The organism is bacterium, assembly GCA_020444325.1.
Taxonomy (GTDB): domain Bacteria; phylum Bacteroidota; class Ignavibacteria; order SZUA-365; family SZUA-365; genus BM516.
Map to the genome: position 1 here is coordinate 97592 of JAHLLD010000015.1, position 20805 is coordinate 118396.

Annotated in this window: 10 protein-coding genes; 6 read left to right on the top strand and 4 right to left on the bottom strand. The window is 57.7% G+C overall.

Going from position 1 to position 20805, the window contains the following annotated elements; translation table 11 throughout:
- Positions 1 to 26 precede the first annotated feature (26 nt).
- Entirely contained in the window at positions 27 to 1004 is a 978-nt protein-coding gene (locus KQI65_16375; protein MCB2206321.1) for a hypothetical protein, read from the bottom strand.
- Between the two features lie 337 nt (positions 1005 to 1341).
- Between KQI65_16375 and KQI65_16380 the strand changes: the two genes are divergently transcribed.
- Both KQI65_16380 and KQI65_16385 read left to right on the top strand, forming a co-directional pair.
- On the top strand, positions 1342 to 2001 hold the full coding sequence (locus tag KQI65_16380; GenBank protein ID MCB2206322.1) for a hypothetical protein: 660 nt from the start codon (positions 1342 to 1344) through the stop codon (positions 1999 to 2001).
- 125 nt (positions 2002 to 2126) lie between these two features.
- Positions 2127 to 2831, top strand: a complete 705-nt coding sequence (locus KQI65_16385; protein ID MCB2206323.1) for a hypothetical protein — start codon at positions 2127 to 2129, stop codon at positions 2829 to 2831.
- Positions 2832 to 2900: 69 nt separating this feature from the next.
- Here the strand turns inward: KQI65_16385 and KQI65_16390 are convergent, their stop codons facing one another.
- The 3 genes from KQI65_16390 to KQI65_16400 are packed head-to-tail and all read right to left on the bottom strand — an operon-like array spanning position 2901 to position 9889.
- The gene (locus KQI65_16390; protein ID MCB2206324.1) at positions 2901 to 3671 is read right to left on the bottom strand and encodes a hypothetical protein; all 771 of its coding nucleotides are present in this window, start codon (positions 3669 to 3671) and stop codon (positions 2901 to 2903) included.
- 43 nt (positions 3672 to 3714) lie between these two features.
- Positions 3715 to 6975, bottom strand: a complete 3261-nt coding sequence (locus KQI65_16395) for a UvrD-helicase domain-containing protein (GenBank protein ID MCB2206325.1) — start codon at positions 6973 to 6975, stop codon at positions 3715 to 3717.
- On the bottom strand, positions 6968 to 9889 hold the full coding sequence (locus KQI65_16400; protein ID MCB2206326.1) for a PD-(D/E)XK nuclease family protein: 2922 nt from the start codon (positions 9887 to 9889) through the stop codon (positions 6968 to 6970). The genes KQI65_16395 and KQI65_16400 overlap by 8 nt, the downstream gene beginning before the upstream one ends.
- A gap of 290 nt (positions 9890 to 10179) precedes the next feature.
- Between KQI65_16400 and KQI65_16405 the strand changes: the two genes are divergently transcribed.
- The 4 genes from KQI65_16405 to KQI65_16420 all read left to right on the top strand — a co-directional run bounded on the left by KQI65_16405 (position 10180) and on the right by KQI65_16420 (position 20797).
- Positions 10180 to 15234, top strand: coding sequence for a T9SS type A sorting domain-containing protein (locus KQI65_16405; GenBank protein ID MCB2206327.1), 5055 nt, complete (start codon positions 10180 to 10182; stop codon positions 15232 to 15234).
- Positions 15235 to 15248: 14 nt separating this feature from the next.
- A complete protein-coding gene (locus KQI65_16410; GenBank protein MCB2206328.1) occupies positions 15249 to 16337 on the top strand; it encodes a hypothetical protein in 1089 nt (362 codons plus the stop codon).
- Positions 16338 to 16431: 94 nt separating this feature from the next.
- On the top strand, positions 16432 to 19266 hold the full coding sequence (locus tag KQI65_16415; GenBank protein ID MCB2206329.1) for a carboxypeptidase regulatory-like domain-containing protein: 2835 nt from the start codon (positions 16432 to 16434) through the stop codon (positions 19264 to 19266).
- A 145-nt stretch (positions 19267 to 19411) separates the two neighbouring features.
- Positions 19412 to 20797 (top strand): hypothetical protein, encoded by a 1386-nt coding sequence (locus tag KQI65_16420; GenBank protein MCB2206330.1) that lies wholly within the window; start codon positions 19412 to 19414, stop codon positions 20795 to 20797.
- Positions 20798 to 20805: the final 8 nt, after the last annotated feature.

Consider the following 20805-nt stretch of genomic DNA (forward strand, 5'->3'; position numbering starts at 1 on the left):
GTAAGCCAAGTGCCGACAGCGATGCGTTATTCGAAATCTTCAAGGAAACGGCCGAACTGCGATGCAAAGGCATGCAGGTCTTCATCCATGATGATGCGGACCACGATGGTTTCGCGAGGACCGATGGACACCGGCATGGGCCTGTCGTGATCCCAGTAAACCTTGCGGCCTGAATTCGCTTCCCAGGTGAGGTGCACCCTGTATTCGCGCTCATTACGCAGTTTTACGGTGTAATGCGTCCCCGGCTTCATGTCGTTGAGGGTAATCGTGGTGCTGTCTGCTACCGCACCGTAGAGTGGAATGAGGCGGGAGGTGAACTGCGTGCCACGCTCCATCGGAAGATGGAGCTTGCTGTCGGCCGTGCTGTGGGAGAGCACACTGTATTGCACGAGCTGTTTGAATTCCGTGTTGATGTTCGCACGCATTCTGTTTGAACGTGTCGAGATCTGCAGATAATTTCCCTGCAGCTTGTCACCAGCGCTTTTTGTGCCTTCCACAAAACTGATATTGTGGAACGCAAAATCAGCTGATACGCCCGTCCCCGTCCTGCGCTGCATCTTGTAGCTGACCCTTCTCGTCCCGCGCCGCTTTCCCAGTGAGAGACTGTCGCGCACGTCGAGATTCAGTTCGAAAAGCGAACCACCACCCTGTCCATACCCCCACTCATACTGCCACCAGTAACCCGGCTGATCAGGCTGCAGCCTGCCCATGGGATTCCATCCGAGCAGCACGGCCTCGTTCGCGCGGTCCCGCGTCGGCCCCGCATGCTTGACGGCGTATGAGTGCAGTGCAAAAATCCCGCGGCCATTCTCCGCGGCGCCTTTCCATCGCAGCGTAGGCGGCATGGGCAGGAGCTGCAGAGGGGAGTACCCTTCGTACGTACCGACACTGTCGGCAGGGTGGAAATACAGGTTGTCATCCTGTGCGTGGAGGGAGGAAGTGTACAGGAGGATAGCAAGCGCGAACATCAGCTTCATCGCGGGCCTCGACAATTGGGTGGACATGTCTGCTCCCTAAAAGTGCGTGGTAACGCGGAGGAAAGCAACCTGCATCAGGAAGGAAAGGGACCCGCACCATGAGGTAAGAAATCGGTATGAAACTTGCGCCGCGTATTGCCGTACGACAGAAAAAGAAAAAACAAATTATTTTTTGTTTTTACTTGCATATTTAGAATTAATCCACGTTATTTGTAGTGTCGTCTCACGATAAACTCTCTCTCACTCTCACACTTCGCATGGATGAGAATCCATCTGAAGTTGGATTCCTGCTGTTGCCCCCGGGAATCACTATCGCCTGCCGAGGGGCTTGGATTATCTAACAGAACACCTGAAGGAGTGTGAAATGCTTTCGAAATCTAACCATCGTTATCTTCGACGAATGTTGGCCGGCAGCGTTCTGCTGATCGGCATGTTGCTATCGACCGGAAGCGCCATTGCGCAGCCGGATATTTCTACGGTCAAGGACCATCAAGAGTATTCCGTCATGCTGGCTGTCGGGTATTCCCGCACGGCATTCAAGCAGGCGGATGTCTTTTCCGGCATTGAGAAGTCGAACAGTCCGCAGTTTCGCGCACAGCTCGACTATCGCCCGTATCGCCACCTCGGCCTGAGCGGCGGAATGAACCTGCTGGGCAGCACCGGATACCGGGGCGTGAGCCTGGAACAGGACGGTGCCAGTCAGAATGGCGAGGTTTCGTCAATGAGCGCGGAACTCGCTGCCGTTGGCTATCTCCCCCTGACGCAGATGTCAACACTGTATGCCAGAGCTGGCGGCGCGTATATCAACGTGCGCCAGAGTCAGGTGACTGACGGTGTTGCGTCCACGGCACATGCGAACGGATTTTCCCCTCTCGCAGGGCTCGGTGTTGAAGTTGATCTTCAGCGCCTTATCGCCTTCCGCGTCGGGATGGACTGGTATTTCAAAGCCGGTGACGCCGCGCGTCTCGGTGGCGAAGGTGCCATTCAGGCTGCCTACGGCGGTTTCGTGTTCCGATTCAACTAAGGTGTATCGGAAAACGGATCAGGACTGATTAACCGTGATGCATGACGGCCGCTTCCGTTCATGCAAGCTGGAAAAGACGCCGCACGTCGGCGTCTTTCGCTTTTATATAAAATGGAGGAGTACTTATGCGCGTTCGAAATATTTCTTTGATGCTGGTTGTTTTGCTGCTTACCGCCTGCGGTGCATCCGTGAACCCCATGCTGCAGAAGCGTGTGGGAGAATGGTTCGGGAAGCGTTCTTCAAAGGTGTACGATGCCAGTGGACAGTATACAAAGGTCATGCCGTATGCCGTGGGACAGTATGTTGTGCATGGGGTCACGGACGGCAATGAGCGTTCGATAATACGGACTGCGATCGTCGGGAAAGAAGGTGATGCCTGGATAATTGAAACCTCGTCCCTTTCACCCACAGGTGAAACCATCATGCAGATGGCGGTGACGGGACTCGAACAGGTGCAGAGTACGATGAACACCGACCTCATCGATGTCAAATGGGTGAAGATGAAAGCTGGTGATGATGAGGAAGTACAGAAAATCGATGGTATCGCGCTCAGCGTGGGAAAAAGTGCGTACGCGAAAGGACTGAGCGGTCTGGCGGTGAATTTCGAGAAAACCGGTGGTACTGCGGCGGTGTCCGTACCTGCGGGTACCTTCAACGGCTGCACAAAGATCACAGCCAAGACGGAAACCTGGATCAAGGATTTTGAATCCGAGGGCTACTATCACACCTCCGTTCCCCTTAACGGCATGGTGCGCTCGAAGAGTCTGGATGACGACACCGTCACCGAACTCATCGAATTTGGCCTCAGCGGGGCGAAAGCCAGTTTCTGATGCTGCGGCGCTATCGCATGGCGACGGCCGGATGATGCAGCGCATTGTCCGGCCGTTTTTTTTCTGGTGTTACGGGACAGTCAGGAGGGAGCGATAGCTGCCAGTGCCGTCGCTGATCATACTCGAGGAAAGCGGGTTCTGCATGGTCTTTCCATCGACCCAGAACTGGTATTGGTATTCCCCGGGAGGGAGAAACATGCGCACTTCCCAGCCCGTGCGCGTCTTTCTCATCGGTACAATACCTGCGGTCCACGCATTGAAATTTCCAATGACACTGACTCTCTGCGCACGCTCGTAGCCGGGCAGTTGCAGCAGCACGGGTTCCGGCCTGCTGTGGCTTGCCAGCCGCAGGACGGTGTGAACGCGCCATGTCGCTCGGTCGTCTGATTCTTCGCGGACGACAAGCAGAGAGTCGTTCTGTCGCACATCCGTGATGCGGACGAAGGGCGTTCCTTCACGCAGGAAACGGCGCAGCACCCACTGCCCGGGATTGCTCACCTTCTGCAGACCCTGGACGGTATACTTCTGCTGCAGCATGTTTCCGGACCCGGCACGCAGTGTGGTGAGGAGGAGGCTGTCTGCTTCGTAGGTATACAGATCGACGCGCTCGGTCAATTGCTCCGTATCATGACGGAACATATGCAGCATCAGCATGCTGCCGTCATAACTCAGTTGGATGTCAAGCGCGACATTACGCGTTTCACCTGAGTAGCGATTCTCAATCGTGCCGCTCCAGTAGCCGCAGAGTCCTTCATACACCAGTTGCTGTTTCGCAAGCTGCGCCTGCAGTGGTGCAGCAGTCAGTGCGGTGAAGGCGAACAGAAAGATCAGTACTCGCATCGGACCATGTCGTGTGTTGGGATAGACATAGTATAGAAAAAAATTACTCCACAAGCAGTCCATTCATCACGAACCAGAGTATGGTCGCGGGACGCGTTCCGGTCATGCGTTCCCATGCCGTCGCATACGCGGAAATCTGTGAGCGGTAGGCGGCGACGCGCGGGTCCTCCATGGTCTCCACCAGGTCTGTTTTGTAGTCGACGATCGTCCAGCCTGTCTCGTCCTCGAAGACGGCATCCATTACGCCGCTCATCACTGCCGGCATTGCATCGGCATCCTCTTCCCACGCGGTTCCGAAGGGCAGTTCAGTATACCATCGACGAGCATTTTGCATTCGCTGCCACAGCGGATGTGCGGATACCCGTGTCGAGAGATCGCGTAATTGCACTTCCATCGCGGCATCAAGTCCTTCATCGCTGGCAATGCGCGCACAGATGTCCTGCAGACGCTTTTCGGCAGAATCGCCATCAATCTCTTTCTCATCGTGCAGGGCCTGCTGCTGTAGGGCCAATTCAAACAAGCGGTGTGCTGCGGTGCCGAAGCGCGCGCCATGTCCGTGCTCTGAGGAAGCAGAAACAGGCGTAGCGGCATGCAAAGTAAGACGGCTGGGACTCAGTAGTTCATATCCTTCTGCAGCAGCGTCATGAAGGCGCGTTTCTATCTTTTCTCGTGCTGAGGCATCGAAAGGCACGGCAGGGTCAGCTGGAGGGCCGATGCGATCCTGCTGTCCGACGGGACCGAAGGAGGGCGCCGCCGGGAGGTCAGTTTGCAGGAGAGTACTCCAGGTTTCTTTATGCACATTCTGCATATTCGCGTTGTGCGCGATAATCAGGGCATTCTCGGCGCGTGTCGCTGCAACGTACTGCAGCCGCATGCGCTCCGCTTCCAGAAATCGCTGTTCTTCCTCGTACTGGCGATCCCACAATTCAGAGACAGCCACCTGGGGGCCGTTGTACTCACCCTGCTTCGCGTGAATGCGCATGCTGCCTGTCGGGGGAGCAGTGCTGCGATCGACGCAGAGCCGCTCCCTGTCCTTTCTCTGCCGGCTGCGATGCTGCGCGAGGATGACTATGGGAGCCTCGAGTCCCTTTGCCTTGTGCACGTTCATGATGCGGAGTGCATGGGTATCGGGGAACAGCGGCATTCCGTCGACCGGACTCTGTCGCGTTGCCGCATCGAGATTCCCGACGATTTCCGCGAGGGAAAACCCACGTGCTGAATAGTGCTGGACGAACTCCATGAGTCGCTGCAGCGTGCCGGCGCGCATGTTGCCTCCTGCATCAGTAGATGTCCACGCGAGCAGTCCCAGTTCTTCAAGCACACTGCCTACTACCGCGGCCGGTGGAAGGGAACGAAGCAGACGGACCTTGCCCTTGATGAAGGCGAGTCCGTCGAGAATACGTGCATCGGCATCCTTGACCACGGAAGAGAAAAAGGTGAAGCGTCCCCCTTGGTCACGATACGCCGTCAGTGCGGCATCATCCACGCCGCAATAGGGTCCGCGAAGAAAGGCGACGACTGAGATTTCGTCCAGCGGGTCCGCGAGCGCATGCAGAATCTGCATAATCGGTCGCAGGGTCACGCGATCACGGAGCGCAAAGCCTCCTGCAATCGTCACGGGAATCCCTGCGCGCTCCATCGCGTCCGCGAATGCCGTGATTCCGGCATTTTCAGGTGTCAGCAGAAGGATATCCTCGGGGCGCAGCGCCCGAAGTTCTTCCTCTCCATCACCTGTTCGCACCTGGATTTTCATGCCCGATCGCAGCGCGTCCGCGGTCCACGACGCCAGCGCCTCCGTTTCCTCGAGGAGGCATTGCTCCGGTTTCCGCCTGTCACTGCACTGCAAAGGAAATGCGTAAACCCCGGTAAATCCTCCCAGATTGGCACGCACGGGCGTGAGGGGAGCCGCCGCCGCCTGATAGGGTGTGGCTTCCTCCGGAAAGATTTCGCTGAACCGCGTGTTCACCCAGTCTGTGATGGCCGGCAGACTGCGGAAGCTGTTGTCGAGACGTAGCCGCTGCTCGCCGCCGCGTTCAATGATGTTCGCGACGACGTTGTATATGCTGATGTCCGCCTGGCGGAAGCGGTATATCGACTGACGGGGATCGCCGACCACAAACAATGAACCCGCGCGTGGACACAGCTTTCTCCATGCGTTCTCGCTGACATCCTCGCCGGTCAGGTAGAGCATGATTTCTGCCTGTGCCGGATCCGTATCCTGAAATTCGTCGACGAGCAGATGGGTGTAGCGCTGCTGCAGATCCTCACGCACGGAGGGATGCTCGCGCAGCATGTCACGCGTGCGCAGCAGCAAATCATCATGCGTCAGCGCGCCCCGTGATTGGAGCTCCTCGCGAAACAGGGCCGCGAGGGGACGCGCATGCTCGATTAGAAGGGGATAGCAATACTGCTTCCAGGCGGAATATGCAGAAACTGCATAATTCTGCAGGAAATCTTCCAGCAATGGTGCGACGGTGTGCTTTCCATCGAGTCCGATTTCATCCCAGCGTTTCTGCGTCAGCAGGGAATCTTTCATAAATGGTGCGAGTACACGGGCGATGTCCCCCGCGGAGGTCAGAGAGGACAGCTCAACGAGGCGCAAGCTGCGGAGTATACCCTGCAGCGCATCTTCCTTCGGACGCACATCGGGAGGAATTGCGGGAGCGAGGATTTCATACAGCTCGATGAGCCTGTCGCGAGCGGGTCGAAGATCCGGTTCGGCGCGCCGCTCTGCCGGGAACTCCGTATCAGGATGTTCACACAGCAGTGCATACGTTTCCTGCAGTGCGGAGAGCGGGAGCTGCAGACTGCGGAGCATTTCTTTTGCTGCAGTGCTCCCGGACCGATCCTTTCGCATCGCCAGGAAAAAGATGCGCTGCTGCAGCGCGGCTGCCTCCTGATCATCGATAATGTGGAAGTCCGGATCCACGCCCGCCTCAAGGGGACGCTCACGCAGCAGCTGTGCGCAGAATGCGTGGATGGTGCCGATGAAGGGACGATCAATATCATGCAATGCATCGACAATGCGCTGACGTTCGTTGGGAGGCAGATCCGGCTCGCTGAGAGCGGATTGCAGCGACACCTCAAACTTCTGCCGGAGATGCCCCGCAGCTTTCACGGTGAAGGTCATCGCCGCAAGGTGTTCGATGCGGACAAGTCCCTGTCGCAGCAGCGCGGTCATGCGCATGACAAGGCTCGTCGTCTTGCCTGTACCCGCCGCGGCTTCGACGAGAATGCAGTGGCCGGTGTCGTTCACAATGCGCTGCCGGGCATCCTGATCTGTAAGTTTCAGCCTCTCAGACATTTCGCAGACTCCTCCATGCATCCAGCATGCGGTTGCCTGCGTTCTCCAGTTTCTGTCTCGACTGGATATTCACGCTGTCGTCACTTCCACACAACTCTGCAAAATCGCAGTGCCTGCATTCGTCCTTCTCCGGTGTATGCGGGTATATGCCCTGTGTGATGCATTCGCGAATATGTCCGAGTGCGACGGGTAATTCCGCACTTGCATCCGGCATGCGCAGACGAAGCCCACCTTCATTTTCTCCCAGGAACACATATTCCGCGGCGACCACGTCCCTGTGCTGCGCGAAAAAAGTCCGCACCGCCTCGACATACAGCGCATGCTGCAGATGTTTGCCTCCACCGAGTCCGACGGAAGCATCAAAATGACGCTTCCCGGTTTTGTAATCCCTGACGAGAAGGCTGCTGTCTGCTTCACTGTCTACACGGTCTATCCCGCCGCTGACCTGCAACGTGCCGCCGGGGACCGCGATCTCCAGTGGTGGAAGGGGCTCTCGTTCGCCCCGGTTGTGCCCGAAGTTCTGTTCCAGCGCGAGAGGGGTGCCGGGTTCTGCGCATTCGAGTCTGAAGAAACGCTCACAGAGATCCTGCACCCGCGCTGCGCCCTCGCTGCGGTGCAGAGCCGAAGGAGCCGGAACGCGCTCCGCCGTGTCTGTGAGAACCGCTGTCAGGATCTGCTGCAGCAGGGGAAGGTGTGCGGGACGAACCGGAAAATCGTTTTTCGCCCGAACGGCATCCATGAAACGTTCGAGGATGGTGTGTACCGCACTCCCGAGCTGCGCCGCGTCGAGCCATTCAGCAGCATCACGATCCCAGGGATCGGGTGGGGACAGATGCAGTATCGTTGAAAGAAAGAAACGATAGGGGCATTTGGCAAAGGCTTCGAGGCGTGAGGCGGAAAGCGGCGAGGGCAGCGCATGCTGCACTCCTTCAGCGGCAACGCTGCCATCGTATGCCGTGAATGTATCGCCTGCCCGTGCGGCTTCTGCATCGCTGCCACGTGCGAGCAACGGCAAGGCCTCGCGCATCCGGTGGCGAAGTACCTCCGCCTCATCGGTGATGCTGCGCTGCAGCCAGTACTCGGCCAGGCTGAGAGCATTCTGCAGGGGAGCTGCCGAGAGCGGGGCGCCCGCTGCGCGTTCGAGGTCGTCGTATCCCAGCTGTGGATCGCCTTGCTCTCTGCGCAGCAGATCAAGCAGCAGGTGTGAAGGAAAACGCACGCTCCCATCCTGCGCATCGCGTTCGCTCCACGAGACATGCAGCTGTCCGGTAATCCTGCTCACAAGAGCATGAAAAGCGGCAGTATCGTGTTCCGCCTTTTCGGATGCGAGAGGGAGGTGGCTTCCGGTCGCAAGATTGATGGCTCGGCGATCGCTGTCGAGGAGCACGGGGTTTTGTGCGGACGGCGAGGGCAGCGTCGCTGCGTCCGCTCCGAGCAGCAGTGTGCATGGGCGTCCGCTGTATCCTCCACGTCCCGCAGTGCTGACATGCAGGTGTCCGGGACGCGGCGTCGTGACCAGCAGCGGTTCTGCACCCGGCTCCTGCAGTACGAGGGGATAGGTGATGCTGCGGATATCCGCGATGACGCGTGCACTCAGCTCCGCCACAGGAGAATGCTCATCCTCACCCTCGAGATAATCCGTCAGCAGGCGAAGGAGTTCAGCGAGCGCCTGTTGTTCACCGGGATACTTGTCACGCGACATGTCCGTGACCAGGATACGTGTTGCCTCTGCAAGGGCATGCAGGCCAACGCGGTTCTCGACATCGGGATGGGGTGTTACTTCGAGCAGCCGTGCGATCCAGGCCCGGTCAGCAAGAAACTCCCTGCGCTTTTTAAGGTCACGGGCACTGATCTTTTCATCAGTCCCGCGTCGTGCGATCAACGCATCAATGCGAGGGAGGTATCTGTCCCGTCCCCAGCCGATCGCCGCCTCGCGCAGCAGTGCGGCTGTCGACAGTCTTCCCCCGCGGACTCCCTCGTGTTTCCATTCCGAAAAATCAGGGACGCCATCATACATCATTCGTATGAGATGGGAGGCGGCGAAATCCGAGCTGATCCATCGCAGGTATGCCGTGACCGTGCGCGCCGCTTTGCTGTAATGGAGGGGGATGCCCGGATCGAACGTGCAGGGGATGTCGAGCTGGCGGGACAATTCGTAGGCGAGTGGCAGCAGATCGCCACGCATGAGAACGATCTCCGCATCTTCCCAGCGCAGCTCGCTGTCGAGCACGGTGCGGAAGGCTGCGCGGACCTCCCATTCCGGCCTCTCTGCGCGATGAACGTGCAGGGTGGACCTGGCATCGCGGGCCTCAATTTCATGGAGGTCGCCTGCGGCTTCGAGCAACTCGCGTGCTACCGCCGGGAGCCTGTTGAGTAACGATGGTTCGACAAGAAGGATGCGTGTTGATGTACTCTCACGTGCGGCGGCGAGAGCAGCGCGCAGAAGCATGCTGCGCGTGCTGCGATTTCGCTGCGCGCAGAGTTTGGCAAAGGTCACATGGATGGCGACAAACACGCGTCCCCGCTCGCTGTCGCCGAAAGCAGTGGCAGCGAGTGTGGCAGGATCGAGTCCGGCCAATTCACAATCCTCAATCCCCTGAAGCAGAGCACGGTGGAAGCCCCGGTTGCTGCGTAGTGCGGCGAATGCCGAGTCCTCAGGAATGGCTCCCTCACATGCATGCCGCATGAGGCGTTCGGACTGTCCGGGTGTCAGGAGTCCCGTGACAACAGCATCTTCATCCCCAAGGATATGCCTGGCAAAACCGTCGACGGAACGGGCATGCAGGTTCAGCCACGGCGTCCCGTCGCGGGCACAGCGCTCGCGCAGCTGTCTCCCCGATGAGGAGGCTGATGTGATGATGATTTTCTCATCAAACAGATGGTCACGGCAAACCGCGGCTATGTCCCGCTTCATATGCTGATTCTTTATGCGCATTCTGCATAAAATAGGAAAAGCACACCGGGAAATCGAATCAATGTTCAGGCAACAGAGGCGTCCTGTTCCCGCAAGCCGCCATACTTGACATCAAATATCCGAATACGTATACTGAGGACAACAACAATCACGATACATCGGTAATCCTCCTCGCCCTCAAACCAGGGAGTGTTGTGCGATGGGGCAGCTGAAAGCGCGTGGAGACGCGTGATATGTCTGTATTGGCCTGAATACGACGTCCGCTTTATAGATAGATGAAAGGAGACGGTATGAGACAATGGATACGCTTGCAGGGTTTCCTGTTGGCATGTATGATCCTGTCGGGATCTGCGTTCGCGCAGGCTCCGCAGCCAGGGTATGACAACCCTGCTCCAGCCCTGCCGGGTACGGTGGTGCAGGACCAGGACCTGGCAGTTATCGAGACCAACTGTGCCGATATCGACCAGGCAATTGATCTGCGTGACGCGCTCGTTGAAAACGGCGCAGTCGTGTCAATTATCACTTCGCCGCAGCGCATGCTCGCGTGGGTACCTGAAGGCGCCCGCGAAGCCGTGCGTTCCACACAGCTGTCAACCGCAACCGGAAGCATCGGCGTGATGACACTGTCGTATTCCTCGGCGGAGTTCGACATGAATCACGATCCGAACCAGATGCTCGCAGCGGAAAATGACGCTGACAGGGCCATTGTCGAATATCTGGATTTCATCAAACGTCCACTCACGGATGAGGAAAAGGAAGCGATCCGCGAGCGGGAATTCGAGATTCAGAAGAAAATGGAGCTGGAACCGCCGCTTGATTGCATGGACTGGCCGACGACGGACATGCAGTCACCCCGTGAACTCAATGGCGGTATCCCGGCCATTGGCGGGACCGAGGATGCAGTGCTGCGACGCACCGCGATCCGCGGCTTTGTCGTACACACCAGTTTTTTTGTGGAAAGTAAATCCGGTACCGGCACGTGGAACTGGTCGTCACTGATCTACACGCGCTACCGGAACTTCTATATCGCCGGTATGAATTACTGGTCCAGTTTCGTGGCCCGATACGGAAAGTCGGTAACCACACTCTGGCGTCTGTACAGTCCGTATTCCTCCGGCGCCCAGGTGAACGGTGAGCCCACCTCCATCGGTGAAGATTCCTATATCCCGCAATGTGTTATCAAAGTCGCACCACCGACACCGTGGGACCTGCCGCCGAACTGGGAATGGGCCGGGGCCGGACTGCGCTGGGGCTGGTATTACAACAAGCGCATCCGTGAAGCTTATGATGCAGACGATGCGATCTGCGGTTTCATCTGTTACAAGCCCACGTACGATGAAGCTGTCTGGCCGCATGCCAACGGCGTCATCTGGGGCGGCACCGATTTTGAAGGAGTGTATTTCACGCTCGATACGCAGTACTGGCAGGCGGAGCTGGATCCGTTCAGCGCTCCGCAGCGCAATGTGATCGCGCATGAGATCGGACATCTCTGGGGTGCCCCTGACGAGTATCGCAGCGACAACTGCAACTGGTCGTACCGTGGCATCCGTAATGTCAACTGCCAGAGTACAACCTCGGCGTACCTTCGTTCCGGTACCATGAAGGGATGGGACGGCATCATGGTCACCAACTATACGAATGGCAACAGCCTGGCGACTCCGGTGCATACCGGCGTGATCAACAAGCTGCAGGCCGTGACCACCCGCTGCTTCTCGAGTACGCCAACGGGCGTCACGCTGTCGTTCCGCAACTGTGATGGCATCGGAACCGTCAATCGCAATACGCCAACCTGTATTCCGATGGATTACGATTACTGCCATCGCATCGTTGCCCCGAGCAAGGTGTTCAAGTCGGGACAGTGGTGGTATTTCGACCACTGGAAGGTGACGCGTGAAAATAACAGTGTTACCAATATTGACTACTACGGCAACGAACTGCCGTCGTATGCATTCAGCAGCACGTTCGCGAATGCGGCGAAGGATGTTGAGGCGGTGTTCACGAATAATCCGCCGGACATTTTCTCCAACAACACGACGTTGCAGGCGGATCTTGCGCCGGGGAATTTCGCGGTGTCACCCGCTCTCGCAATCGGTTTGCGCTGGCGTGTGAAATACAACATGCTTGATGCGGATACTCACATTGAATACGAGGCCAGTGCCGGAAACTGGAAGGAACTCTCCTTCGGCGATTTCACACTCGGACCCTTCCGCGTGGATATCAATCAGTGGACTGGCGTTCACATCAACAAGGTACCGAACGCTTCCGGCAGCGGTTCTACGGTCATTCAGCCGAACAAAACCTACCGCTTTCGCATCGTTGGCGAGTTCAACGGGAATAGAGGTACGCCCTCGACTCCCGCGTCGGTGACCACGCGTCCCGCCTCCCCGGCAGATACTGCCTATTGCTACGACGCGAACGAACCAAATTCACCTTCGAATCCGACCGTGCTGACTTCCTCGGGTCCGGGAATGGAAACCTATGCGCTCGATGGCGCAATCGCCATTTCACCGTATCCGGCGGAATTCACGTGGTTCGTTCCGATATGGGACTTCTACCGCATCACCGTCATCAACGTGTCGAACCAGCTGTTCGGCGAGCGTGTGACGCTGAAGGTGCGTCCCAAAGACGGCTCCGATTTCGTCCCGCGTCTGCGTGCGCAGCGCGTCGGACAGAACACTTACATCAATGGCACCACCCTGGGTGGTGTTGCGACGCTGAATCTGACCTCTGATGGTGAGTACCTGATCAGAGTGGAATCGCAGATATCGCAGACCATTTCATGGGACTTCGTGGATCGCTCAGGCGGACACTACAGTTTCGGTGAGTATGAACTCGAGGTCAGCCGCACGGTGGCGAAACCCGGATTCAAAGTCCCCGATCTCTGTATCAACTGTATCAAGCTCAAGCTCGTGCAGCCGCTGCCCGGAGAAATCATCATGCGGCCGCATCCGAAGTTTGACCTCTTCTCGACAGGTATGGACAGAAATACGCCACAGATGTTTCAGATGTATTACCAGACACCACCGGGGTATTCCTTCCTCGGATTCACTGGCGATCTCGGAGAGATACAGAAAAATCCTGCGGATGTCAGTTTCGGCCCGAATTCCGAACCGGGCGAATACTCCGTCTATCCGGTCATCGAGGCCATCAGCAGTGGACAGGCCGAACTGGTGGTGATAAATCCTGAAGGACCCGGTGGTCCCTTCGACGCACGACAGGCAACAAATATCGGAGGTACGCTGACGGCGGAGGCGAAACCGCCACAGGGCTACACGTTCGTTGGTTGGGGCGGCGATACCACATCCACCACGAATCCTCTGCAGGTCACCATGTGGCGCAGTAAGCGGCTTATCGCCTACTACCGCCCGAAACCCTGCACGCCTGAGCCGATGACGGAATGGAGGCATATCCTGAAATTCACCAATGCCCGTCAGAACGAGGTTGAGATGACCTATGGTATGCTGACCGGCGCAGGTGATGGACTGGAAGCCGGACAGGTGGATCTCCCGCCGATTCCGCCTCCCACGGCGTTCGATATCCGCTTCATCAACATTGCCGGATCACAGGGCAGCACCACCGATCAGCGTGCGGTCAAGAGCTCGCACACCTACCAGGGACGCGTGCAGACTGGCGGCACCGCTCCGGTAGAGATGAGGTGGGATCCCCCTGCAGCGTCGCCGAATGCAAGCTACACGCTGAAGATTCAGGGCGTGAGCGGCAGTATCGACATGCGCTCGGAATCCAGCTTCACGTTCAAGGATGAGGGATCCTACATCTTCACCATCGAAGTGAAGGAATCCAGCTGTCCTGAACCGACGGAAGAGAATGAAGTGATTGTCACCACAGAGGACGTGAACAACGACGAATGGCCATGCATCAGTCTGAAGCTGCGTGTGGTCGATCGCCAGACCGGTGAACCGCGTCCGTACTACAATCCGTACAACCTCAAACTGTTCCAGAAATCCCAGACGGGTGAGAATGTCCCGACGCGCATTCGCGAATTCATCCAGCGTGACTCCGTGTTGATCGTGCGCATCTGCCCCGATCCCGACGAGCCGACGCGCGATCGTGAAATCGTCGTTGTCAATGAGAACGAAAACGACGAGCAGAAGAAGGACACCGTCACGGTTCGGGTTCCACCTCCTGTTCCTGACGGCGATGGAGACCCCGAGCGCTTCGTGCTCCGCCACGAAGGCGAGTGGGAACTCGTCAGTACACCGCTTGCACTGAAGAGTCCTGACGTCGCGACACTGTTCCAGGATCCGAATCTGCGCCTTTACGGATTCGATACCGAGCAGGGTGCATACATCGCTGCTGAAAACATGGTGTTCGGTGAGGGCTACTGGATGAAGGGCATGCCCTTCGATCAAATCCTAATAGGACTCTCGAAGCCATCCCTGATGCTGGAGGGACTGAGTGGAATCGGTGAGCCTTATGGCTACGGCTGGAATCTCATCGGATCACTCGCCTCGGCGGTGGATGTGAGCAGCATTCAGCAGAATCCTGCCGGCAGCATGAAGTCCATCTTCGGATGGGATCCCTCGCAGGGTTATATCGTTCCCACCCAGGTTGAGCCCGGCAAGGGCTACTGGGTGCGCCTTGATCCTGACGCCAAGCTGACACTGTCCACCAGTGGTGTACGTGGCAGCGGCGGGGGTACGGCGTATGCGCGTACGGTTTCCGCCATTGACCTGGCCGGAATACTGACGCTTCAGAACGGAGAGGGCCAGACACGACCACTGTATATCAGTGGGACGGTAGCAGATGACGCCATGCGCAAGGACCTCACACTTCCCGAGGTCCCGCCTGCAGGTGCTTTCGACCTGCGTACCGCGCAGGGCTCGCAGTTCCTCTTCCCTGGTGAAAACATCGTGACGATCCGCGGAAGTGGACGTCATGTACTCTCCCTGCCTTCGGCAGCACAACGTGCGACGATCGAGGTGCGGGACGAAAACGACAGGCTGCTGCATACGTTTGACGGCAGCGCCGGCGATCATATGCTGATCGATGTTACGGGTGAACGCATGCTCAAACTGCGCACGCGCGTCGCCCCGGCATCCGAGCAGCTGACGCTCGGCAGCAATTATCCGAATCCCTTCCGTTCGTCAACGCGGACGTTTATTCCTTATTCGCTGACACAGGACGGAACGGTACGACTGACCGTGTATGACATGCTTGGCCGCGAAGTGCGCACGCTCGTTCTCGAGACGCAGACCGCTGGCTCACATGTCGCGACCTGGGACGGCCTGGATGCCAATGGCCTCCTCGTCCCTGTGGGCATGTACACCTGTCGCCTCGAATCAGCAGCAGGCGTTGTTTCCCGTACACTGTCGATCGTCAAATAAAGGAGAGTGATAAAATGAAATACACAACTATACTCGTCCTCGGTTTTCTCCTGCTGGCCGCTTCCGCGGCCGCGCAGGAGTTCCGGGGCGTATCCCTGGAAATGACCGTTTCGAACAGTCAGGGCCGCGAGCAGGTCGTGGTTCTCGGGTCACGTGAAGGCGCGACCACGGGGCTCGACCCTTCTCTCGAAGAATCGGAGCTGCCGCCGCTGCCACCGAATGAAATCTTCGATGCACGCTGTATCAGCACACCGGGCAAATCACAGCTCGGACTCGGCTCACTTGCCGATTATCGTCCCTGGCCATCTGCTCCCATGACGGAAACCTATACCATAGGCTACCAGGCAGGGATTGACGCTTCCGGTGTCATTCTCAGCTGGTCGGAAAATCTCCCCGGACGCATCACGAAACTGATGGTGGACGGTGAGGATGTCATGGGGCAGACCAGCGTGGAAACACAGTTTGCAACGGGACAGATTATCGTGGAGGTCGGTTTTGATCCTGCTCCGTTGAGCTTCATGGCGACCCCCAATCCCATGAGCTTCATGGTCAACAACAAGGACCCGCTTCCGAGTAAAATGCTGACCATCTCCCCGCAGGGGGATGCGACGGCAAGCTGGGTTCTGTCAACCAATGTGGATTGGCTTTCTTTCGTCCCCGCTGCCGGCGAGGGTGAGCAGGAAGTCGAAGTGTCCGTCAATACACAGGTACTCGAACCGGGTGAGTACAGCGGCATGATTTATGTCCGCTCCCCGGTGTACAATGCCGAAGCCGATGTTGAAGTGAACATGGAAATGGTGCTCGGTGCTGAGGCTGTACACCGTCCCGGAACGCTCATGCTTTCGCAGAATTATCCGAACCCGTTCAATCCCTCCACGGTTATTGATCTGGATCTCGGCACGATTCTTTCGAAGGAGCGTCCATCACTGCGCATCTTTGATTTGCTGGGACGGGAGGTCGTGGATCTGTCGTCTGAGCTGCTGATACGCAGCGGTGTGCAGAGCGTGCATTTCGACGCCGCTGCACTGGCCGCTGGCAGTTATCGCTACGTTCTGCGGTACGGTGAACGCCTCGAGTCGCGTACGATGACGCTTGTGAAGTAGCGCATCGACAACGTTCCATAGCCAGCCCGCGGGACAACACCTGTCCCGCGGGCGGCATTTTTCACTCATGTTCACTTGACGGAAGCACAGTACCATGAATCTACGCAGCATACTCGTATTAATAGGCCTGCTCGCCGCGGGCAGTATGGCGTCGGCGCAGTATGCGGATGTCAACAGTTTCCTGCAGCTCGGCGGCTCCTCCTATATCAGTATTCCCTACAATGACCAGTTAAACCTCAACTTCGCCAATACCGGGCAGATCAGTATCGATGCCTGGGTGTATCCCACATCCGGTGGTACGAAGATGGCCATCGTCGGCAACGACGAGGCTACCGGCTACTGGTTCGGGATGACGTCGGCACGCAAACTTCGTTTTTCCCCGAATCCGGGAATGTGGCAGGAAAGCAGTTCCAGCATCCCGCTCAACACCTGGACGCATGTCGGCGTCAGCTACGATGCGTTCAAGAACTCCATGGTGTTTTACATCAACGGTTCCATTGACCGGACTATCAGTACACCCCAGAGCTATATCGCGTACAATTACTCTGATCTTCGCATCGGGGCAGACCGGCTGAAAACCGGTCCTGCGATGTACTGGAACGGGGGACTCGATGAAGTCCGCATCTGGAACGCCGCAATGAATTACAGCAATGCGGCCGGACTGCTGTACCGTATTCCGCTCGCGATGACCGGCGGATTGCACGGCCGCTACATGATGGGTGGCTGGCGCATGAACGGCAATGCCCAGTCGGTTGACGGCAAGGTAAACGGAACAGCCATCGGCGGCGTGTCATACGCGACGAAGCCGGACGCGCCGTTCTATTCGCGCATCGCGTTTGTCGCCACGAATGGCCCCGACCGCAGCGACCATCTCACCATTCCGCATCGCGCCGCCCTCACGCTTACCCAACCCTTTACACTCGAGTGCTGGGTTCGACCGACGTCTGGCGGGAACACCCAATACCAGACCTTCATCACGAAAGGACTTTACAGCTCGAGTCGCTATAACTACTGGTTTGGTCTCAACAAGTCGAATATGCGGCTCATGTTCTTACCGAACGGTGACTGGAAGAATCCCACGACCAGTAATGCAGCCCTTCCGCTGAATGCGTGGTCGCATGTTGCCGCTCGTTTTGAACAGAACGGAAGCAACTTCATCGCCACGGTTTTCATTGACGGTGTTCCTGCCGGTTCACGCAGCTATACCAGTACCGGCAGCGGAAATACCGATCCAGTCATCATTGCCGCGGCAGGGACGCGGTCTTCCGGATATACTGCCTACGGGTACAGCGGTCATATCGATGAGGTTCGCATCTGGAAGGTGGCTCGTACGGATGATCAGATTGCGGACTACCATCGCGTGGAGATGCAGGGCGGACAAAGCGGCATGCTTGCCCGCTATCCCATGCACGGCGACGATGTGGACCGTTCCGGGAATAATTTTGACGGAACCGCCGATTTTCGTGGCTCCACCGCCTATTTTGCCGATGCGTCTTCACAGCCGAGCCCACCGAATATTGTGCTCATTCGTCCCCTCGGCGGCGAGCGCTGGGAAATCGGATCGACGCAGAGCATACGCTGGACGGCAATCGGACTCGTAAACGTGCGTATCGAACTCTCACGTGACGGCGGACAGACCTTTACTCCGCTTGCCGCTTCCGTGCCTGCGAGTCCGGGTGCGTATCAGTGGACCGTTGACGGTCCCCCGACCACCACCGCCATTGTCCGGGTACGAAATATCTCATCAAATGAATTCAGTGCACAGAGCCAGTCCTTCCAGATCGAGGACCCCGTCCCTGTGCTCGACGTGGCACCTCGCCAGCTGGTGTTCAACATGTATGAAGGTGGTCCCGCACCGGCACCGCAATACATCCACCTCAGGAATGTCGGTGGAAAGACGCTGTCATGGACGGCGAATCGCCTCAGCAAAATGTGGTATACGCTTGACCCGGAACAGGGCAGCAGTAACGAAGATTCCGTCAAGGTGGAGATCACCGACACCCAGCTGGCCCTCGGGACACATACCGATAACGTGCGCATCGGTGGGAATGCCGTCAATGCCGGCATCCTCGTGAACATTGTCTGCAACGTCGTGCCCGCTGAATCCTATCAAATATCCGGGACGGTGCGCACGGGAAGCGGAGCTCCCGCCGCGGGCGTGCGCATGGTCGTTGTCGGAACGATGAGTGCGGAAGCCTGGACTGATGCCAGCGGCGACTACGCCGTGAGCGGACTGATACCGGGTGATTACAGTATCGCGCCGACGAGCACGTTTTTCGATTTCACTCCCGCGTCAGAGAGCTTTAACGGCCTGTCTGAAGACAAGTCGGGTGTGGATTTCCGTGCGACACGACGGAGCGGCGACATCGTCATTCGCTTCAAGGAAGGCTGGAACCTGCTGTCCATTCCCATCCCGCAGGATGATAATGGCGTCGGCGAGGTGTTCCCGAACGCCGTGGGAACAGCCTACGAGTACATTCCGGATCAGGGATATGCGGAAGCAACCGAGCTGGAGCCCGGAAAGGGATACTGGATCAAATTCAACAGTCCCGATTCCATCGTTATCAGCGGACCGTATCAAACCGCGCTGGAACTGACATTACAGGACGAGTACGGTGGATGGAATCTGATCGGTGGTCCCTGTGGAACCGTTCCGCTCATGAACATCGCGGAGAATCCCGCTGGTGCCCTGTTGCAGGTGTTTGCCTACGATCCGGACACCGGCTACATGGATCCGCCGGGAGCCGCACTGCATGCAGGCCAGGCGTATTTCATGCGTGTCAATGTCGAAGCCGTGGTCCAGCTCATCACGCAGAGCTTTGCACCGGTCGGAAATCCATTTCTCGAGGATGCATGGTACCATGCACACGACAGGAAGCGCGCTTCACCGCCGCCTCCGCCTTTCATGAAGCCGCCACCGGAGAACTGAACCGGCAGGTTCACGACACCGGACAGTAAGACGAATCCCCGCTGTTTCCAGCTCAGCTCGATGAGATAGGAGACAGCGGGGGTTTGTACATCAGACAGTATTCTCCGATATTCAGGGTTTCGCGAACCTCCCGGAGCTACCTGTCATGTTTCGTGTTTTCTCTGTCGCAACGTTTCTCATGCTGATTGCATGCTCTGTCACCGCGCAGCAAGGGACAGATGATTTCAGTTTCAGTGTCGATCATCGCAGCCGGCTTGTGAGCTGGGACAAAGGGCTGTTCCCGGTCAACGGCTGGGAGGCGCTTTTTTCGCGGCACAGAACCATCGTCGGTGCGACCTGGAAACCGTTAAGCGAAATCGAACTGCATGCCGCGCTGGGCAATGAGTTCTTTTCCTGGTATGAATCCCCCGACGGTCGTGATTTCACCCTGGATGAAATCTTCTTCGACAATCTGTACCTGCGCTGGAAACCGGAAGCGGTGCCTCTCACACTCACCGTGGGAAGACAGAACATGATGTTCGGAGAAGGATTCGTGATGATGGATGGGAGTCCTCTCGACGGTTCGCGTTCCATCTACTTCAACGCGCTTCGTGCCGATTGGGTGTCGCAGCCGGGTCATACGCTGACGGCCTTCGCGTTGCATCAACCGCCGAAAGAAGATCTGCTGCCGGTGATCCATGCTGTGGACCGTGCGCTTTTCGAGGAGGAAAGCAATGCGGTGGGTGTGTATTACCGGGGAACGTTAAGTGACGACGACGACCTGGATGCGTATTATCTGCTTGCGGGAAGGAGAGTGGACGCAGGGGAAGGAGAAGTGCCTCGCAGTGCGGATACATACCACATGCCCGGGATCCGGTACACGCGATCGCTGCATCCGCGCTGGCGCGTGACCGGGGAAGCAAATGTCCAGTTGGGTCGACGCAGCAGCGCAGCGCATCCCGGCGGCATGGCGCAGCAGGCATGGTCCTGGTATGCATATGCCAGTTGGGTCCCTCTCTTTGAATCCGTCGATCCCGCTGATGGTTCATTTCCATCCAGTGCGTCCTCTGCCGGCAACGGCCTGCGGAAAGCGCCGCTGCTCACCTGTGAAGCAGGCATGTACCAGTACTCCGGCGGAGGGGATGCGGACAATGGGAGTCCGATCAGTCAGCAGTTCGCCCCGCTCTTCGCACGGTGGCCGAAATGGAGCGAATCGTTCATCTACACCCTCATTGCCATACGCGGCGGCGTGGCGGAATGGACAAATGTCATGGCTCCCTTCGTGCGCTGCCGCTGGCATATCGGCGGCCCACTGACCCTTCGCGCGATGCTGCAGCGTCTTTACAGCGTCTCGGCTACAAGTGCCAGCTGGCCGGGCGACGATGGGGGCATCGGTACGCTGGGTATTCTCGAGGTGAAATACGACAGCGGCAGGGGACTGACCGGCCATGTGCTGATGGAGCGCATGTTTTTCGATGACGCGCCTTCGCCTTCGCAGGCCGACGGCTACATCTGGTCACGCCTTGAGCTCCGCTACCGGCTGTCCATGTAACTTGTCTT

Excerpts from the sequence above, each read along its gene's own strand:
- KQI65_16400 (MCB2206326.1), bottom strand. The coding sequence starts at position 9,889 with ATGAAGCGGGACATAGCCGCGGTTTGCCGTGACCATCTGTTTGATGAG.
- KQI65_16420 (MCB2206330.1), top strand. The coding sequence starts at position 19,412 with ATGTTTCGTGTTTTCTCTGTCGCAACGTTTCTCATGCTGATTGCATGC.
- KQI65_16415 (MCB2206329.1), top strand. The coding sequence starts at position 16,432 with ATGAATCTACGCAGCATACTCGTATTAATAGGCCTGCTCGCCGCGGGC.
- KQI65_16390 (MCB2206324.1), bottom strand. The coding sequence starts at position 3,671 with ATGCGAGTACTGATCTTTCTGTTCGCCTTCACCGCACTGACTGCTGCA.
- KQI65_16395 (MCB2206325.1), bottom strand. The coding sequence starts at position 6,975 with ATGTCTGAGAGGCTGAAACTTACAGATCAGGATGCCCGGCAGCGCATT.
- KQI65_16375 (MCB2206321.1), bottom strand. The coding sequence starts at position 1,004 with ATGTCCACCCAATTGTCGAGGCCCGCGATGAAGCTGATGTTCGCGCTT.
- KQI65_16410 (MCB2206328.1), top strand. The coding sequence starts at position 15,249 with ATGAAATACACAACTATACTCGTCCTCGGTTTTCTCCTGCTGGCCGCT.
- KQI65_16380 (MCB2206322.1), top strand. The coding sequence starts at position 1,342 with ATGCTTTCGAAATCTAACCATCGTTATCTTCGACGAATGTTGGCCGGC.
- KQI65_16405 (MCB2206327.1), top strand. The coding sequence starts at position 10,180 with ATGAGACAATGGATACGCTTGCAGGGTTTCCTGTTGGCATGTATGATC.
- KQI65_16385 (MCB2206323.1), top strand. The coding sequence starts at position 2,127 with ATGCGCGTTCGAAATATTTCTTTGATGCTGGTTGTTTTGCTGCTTACC.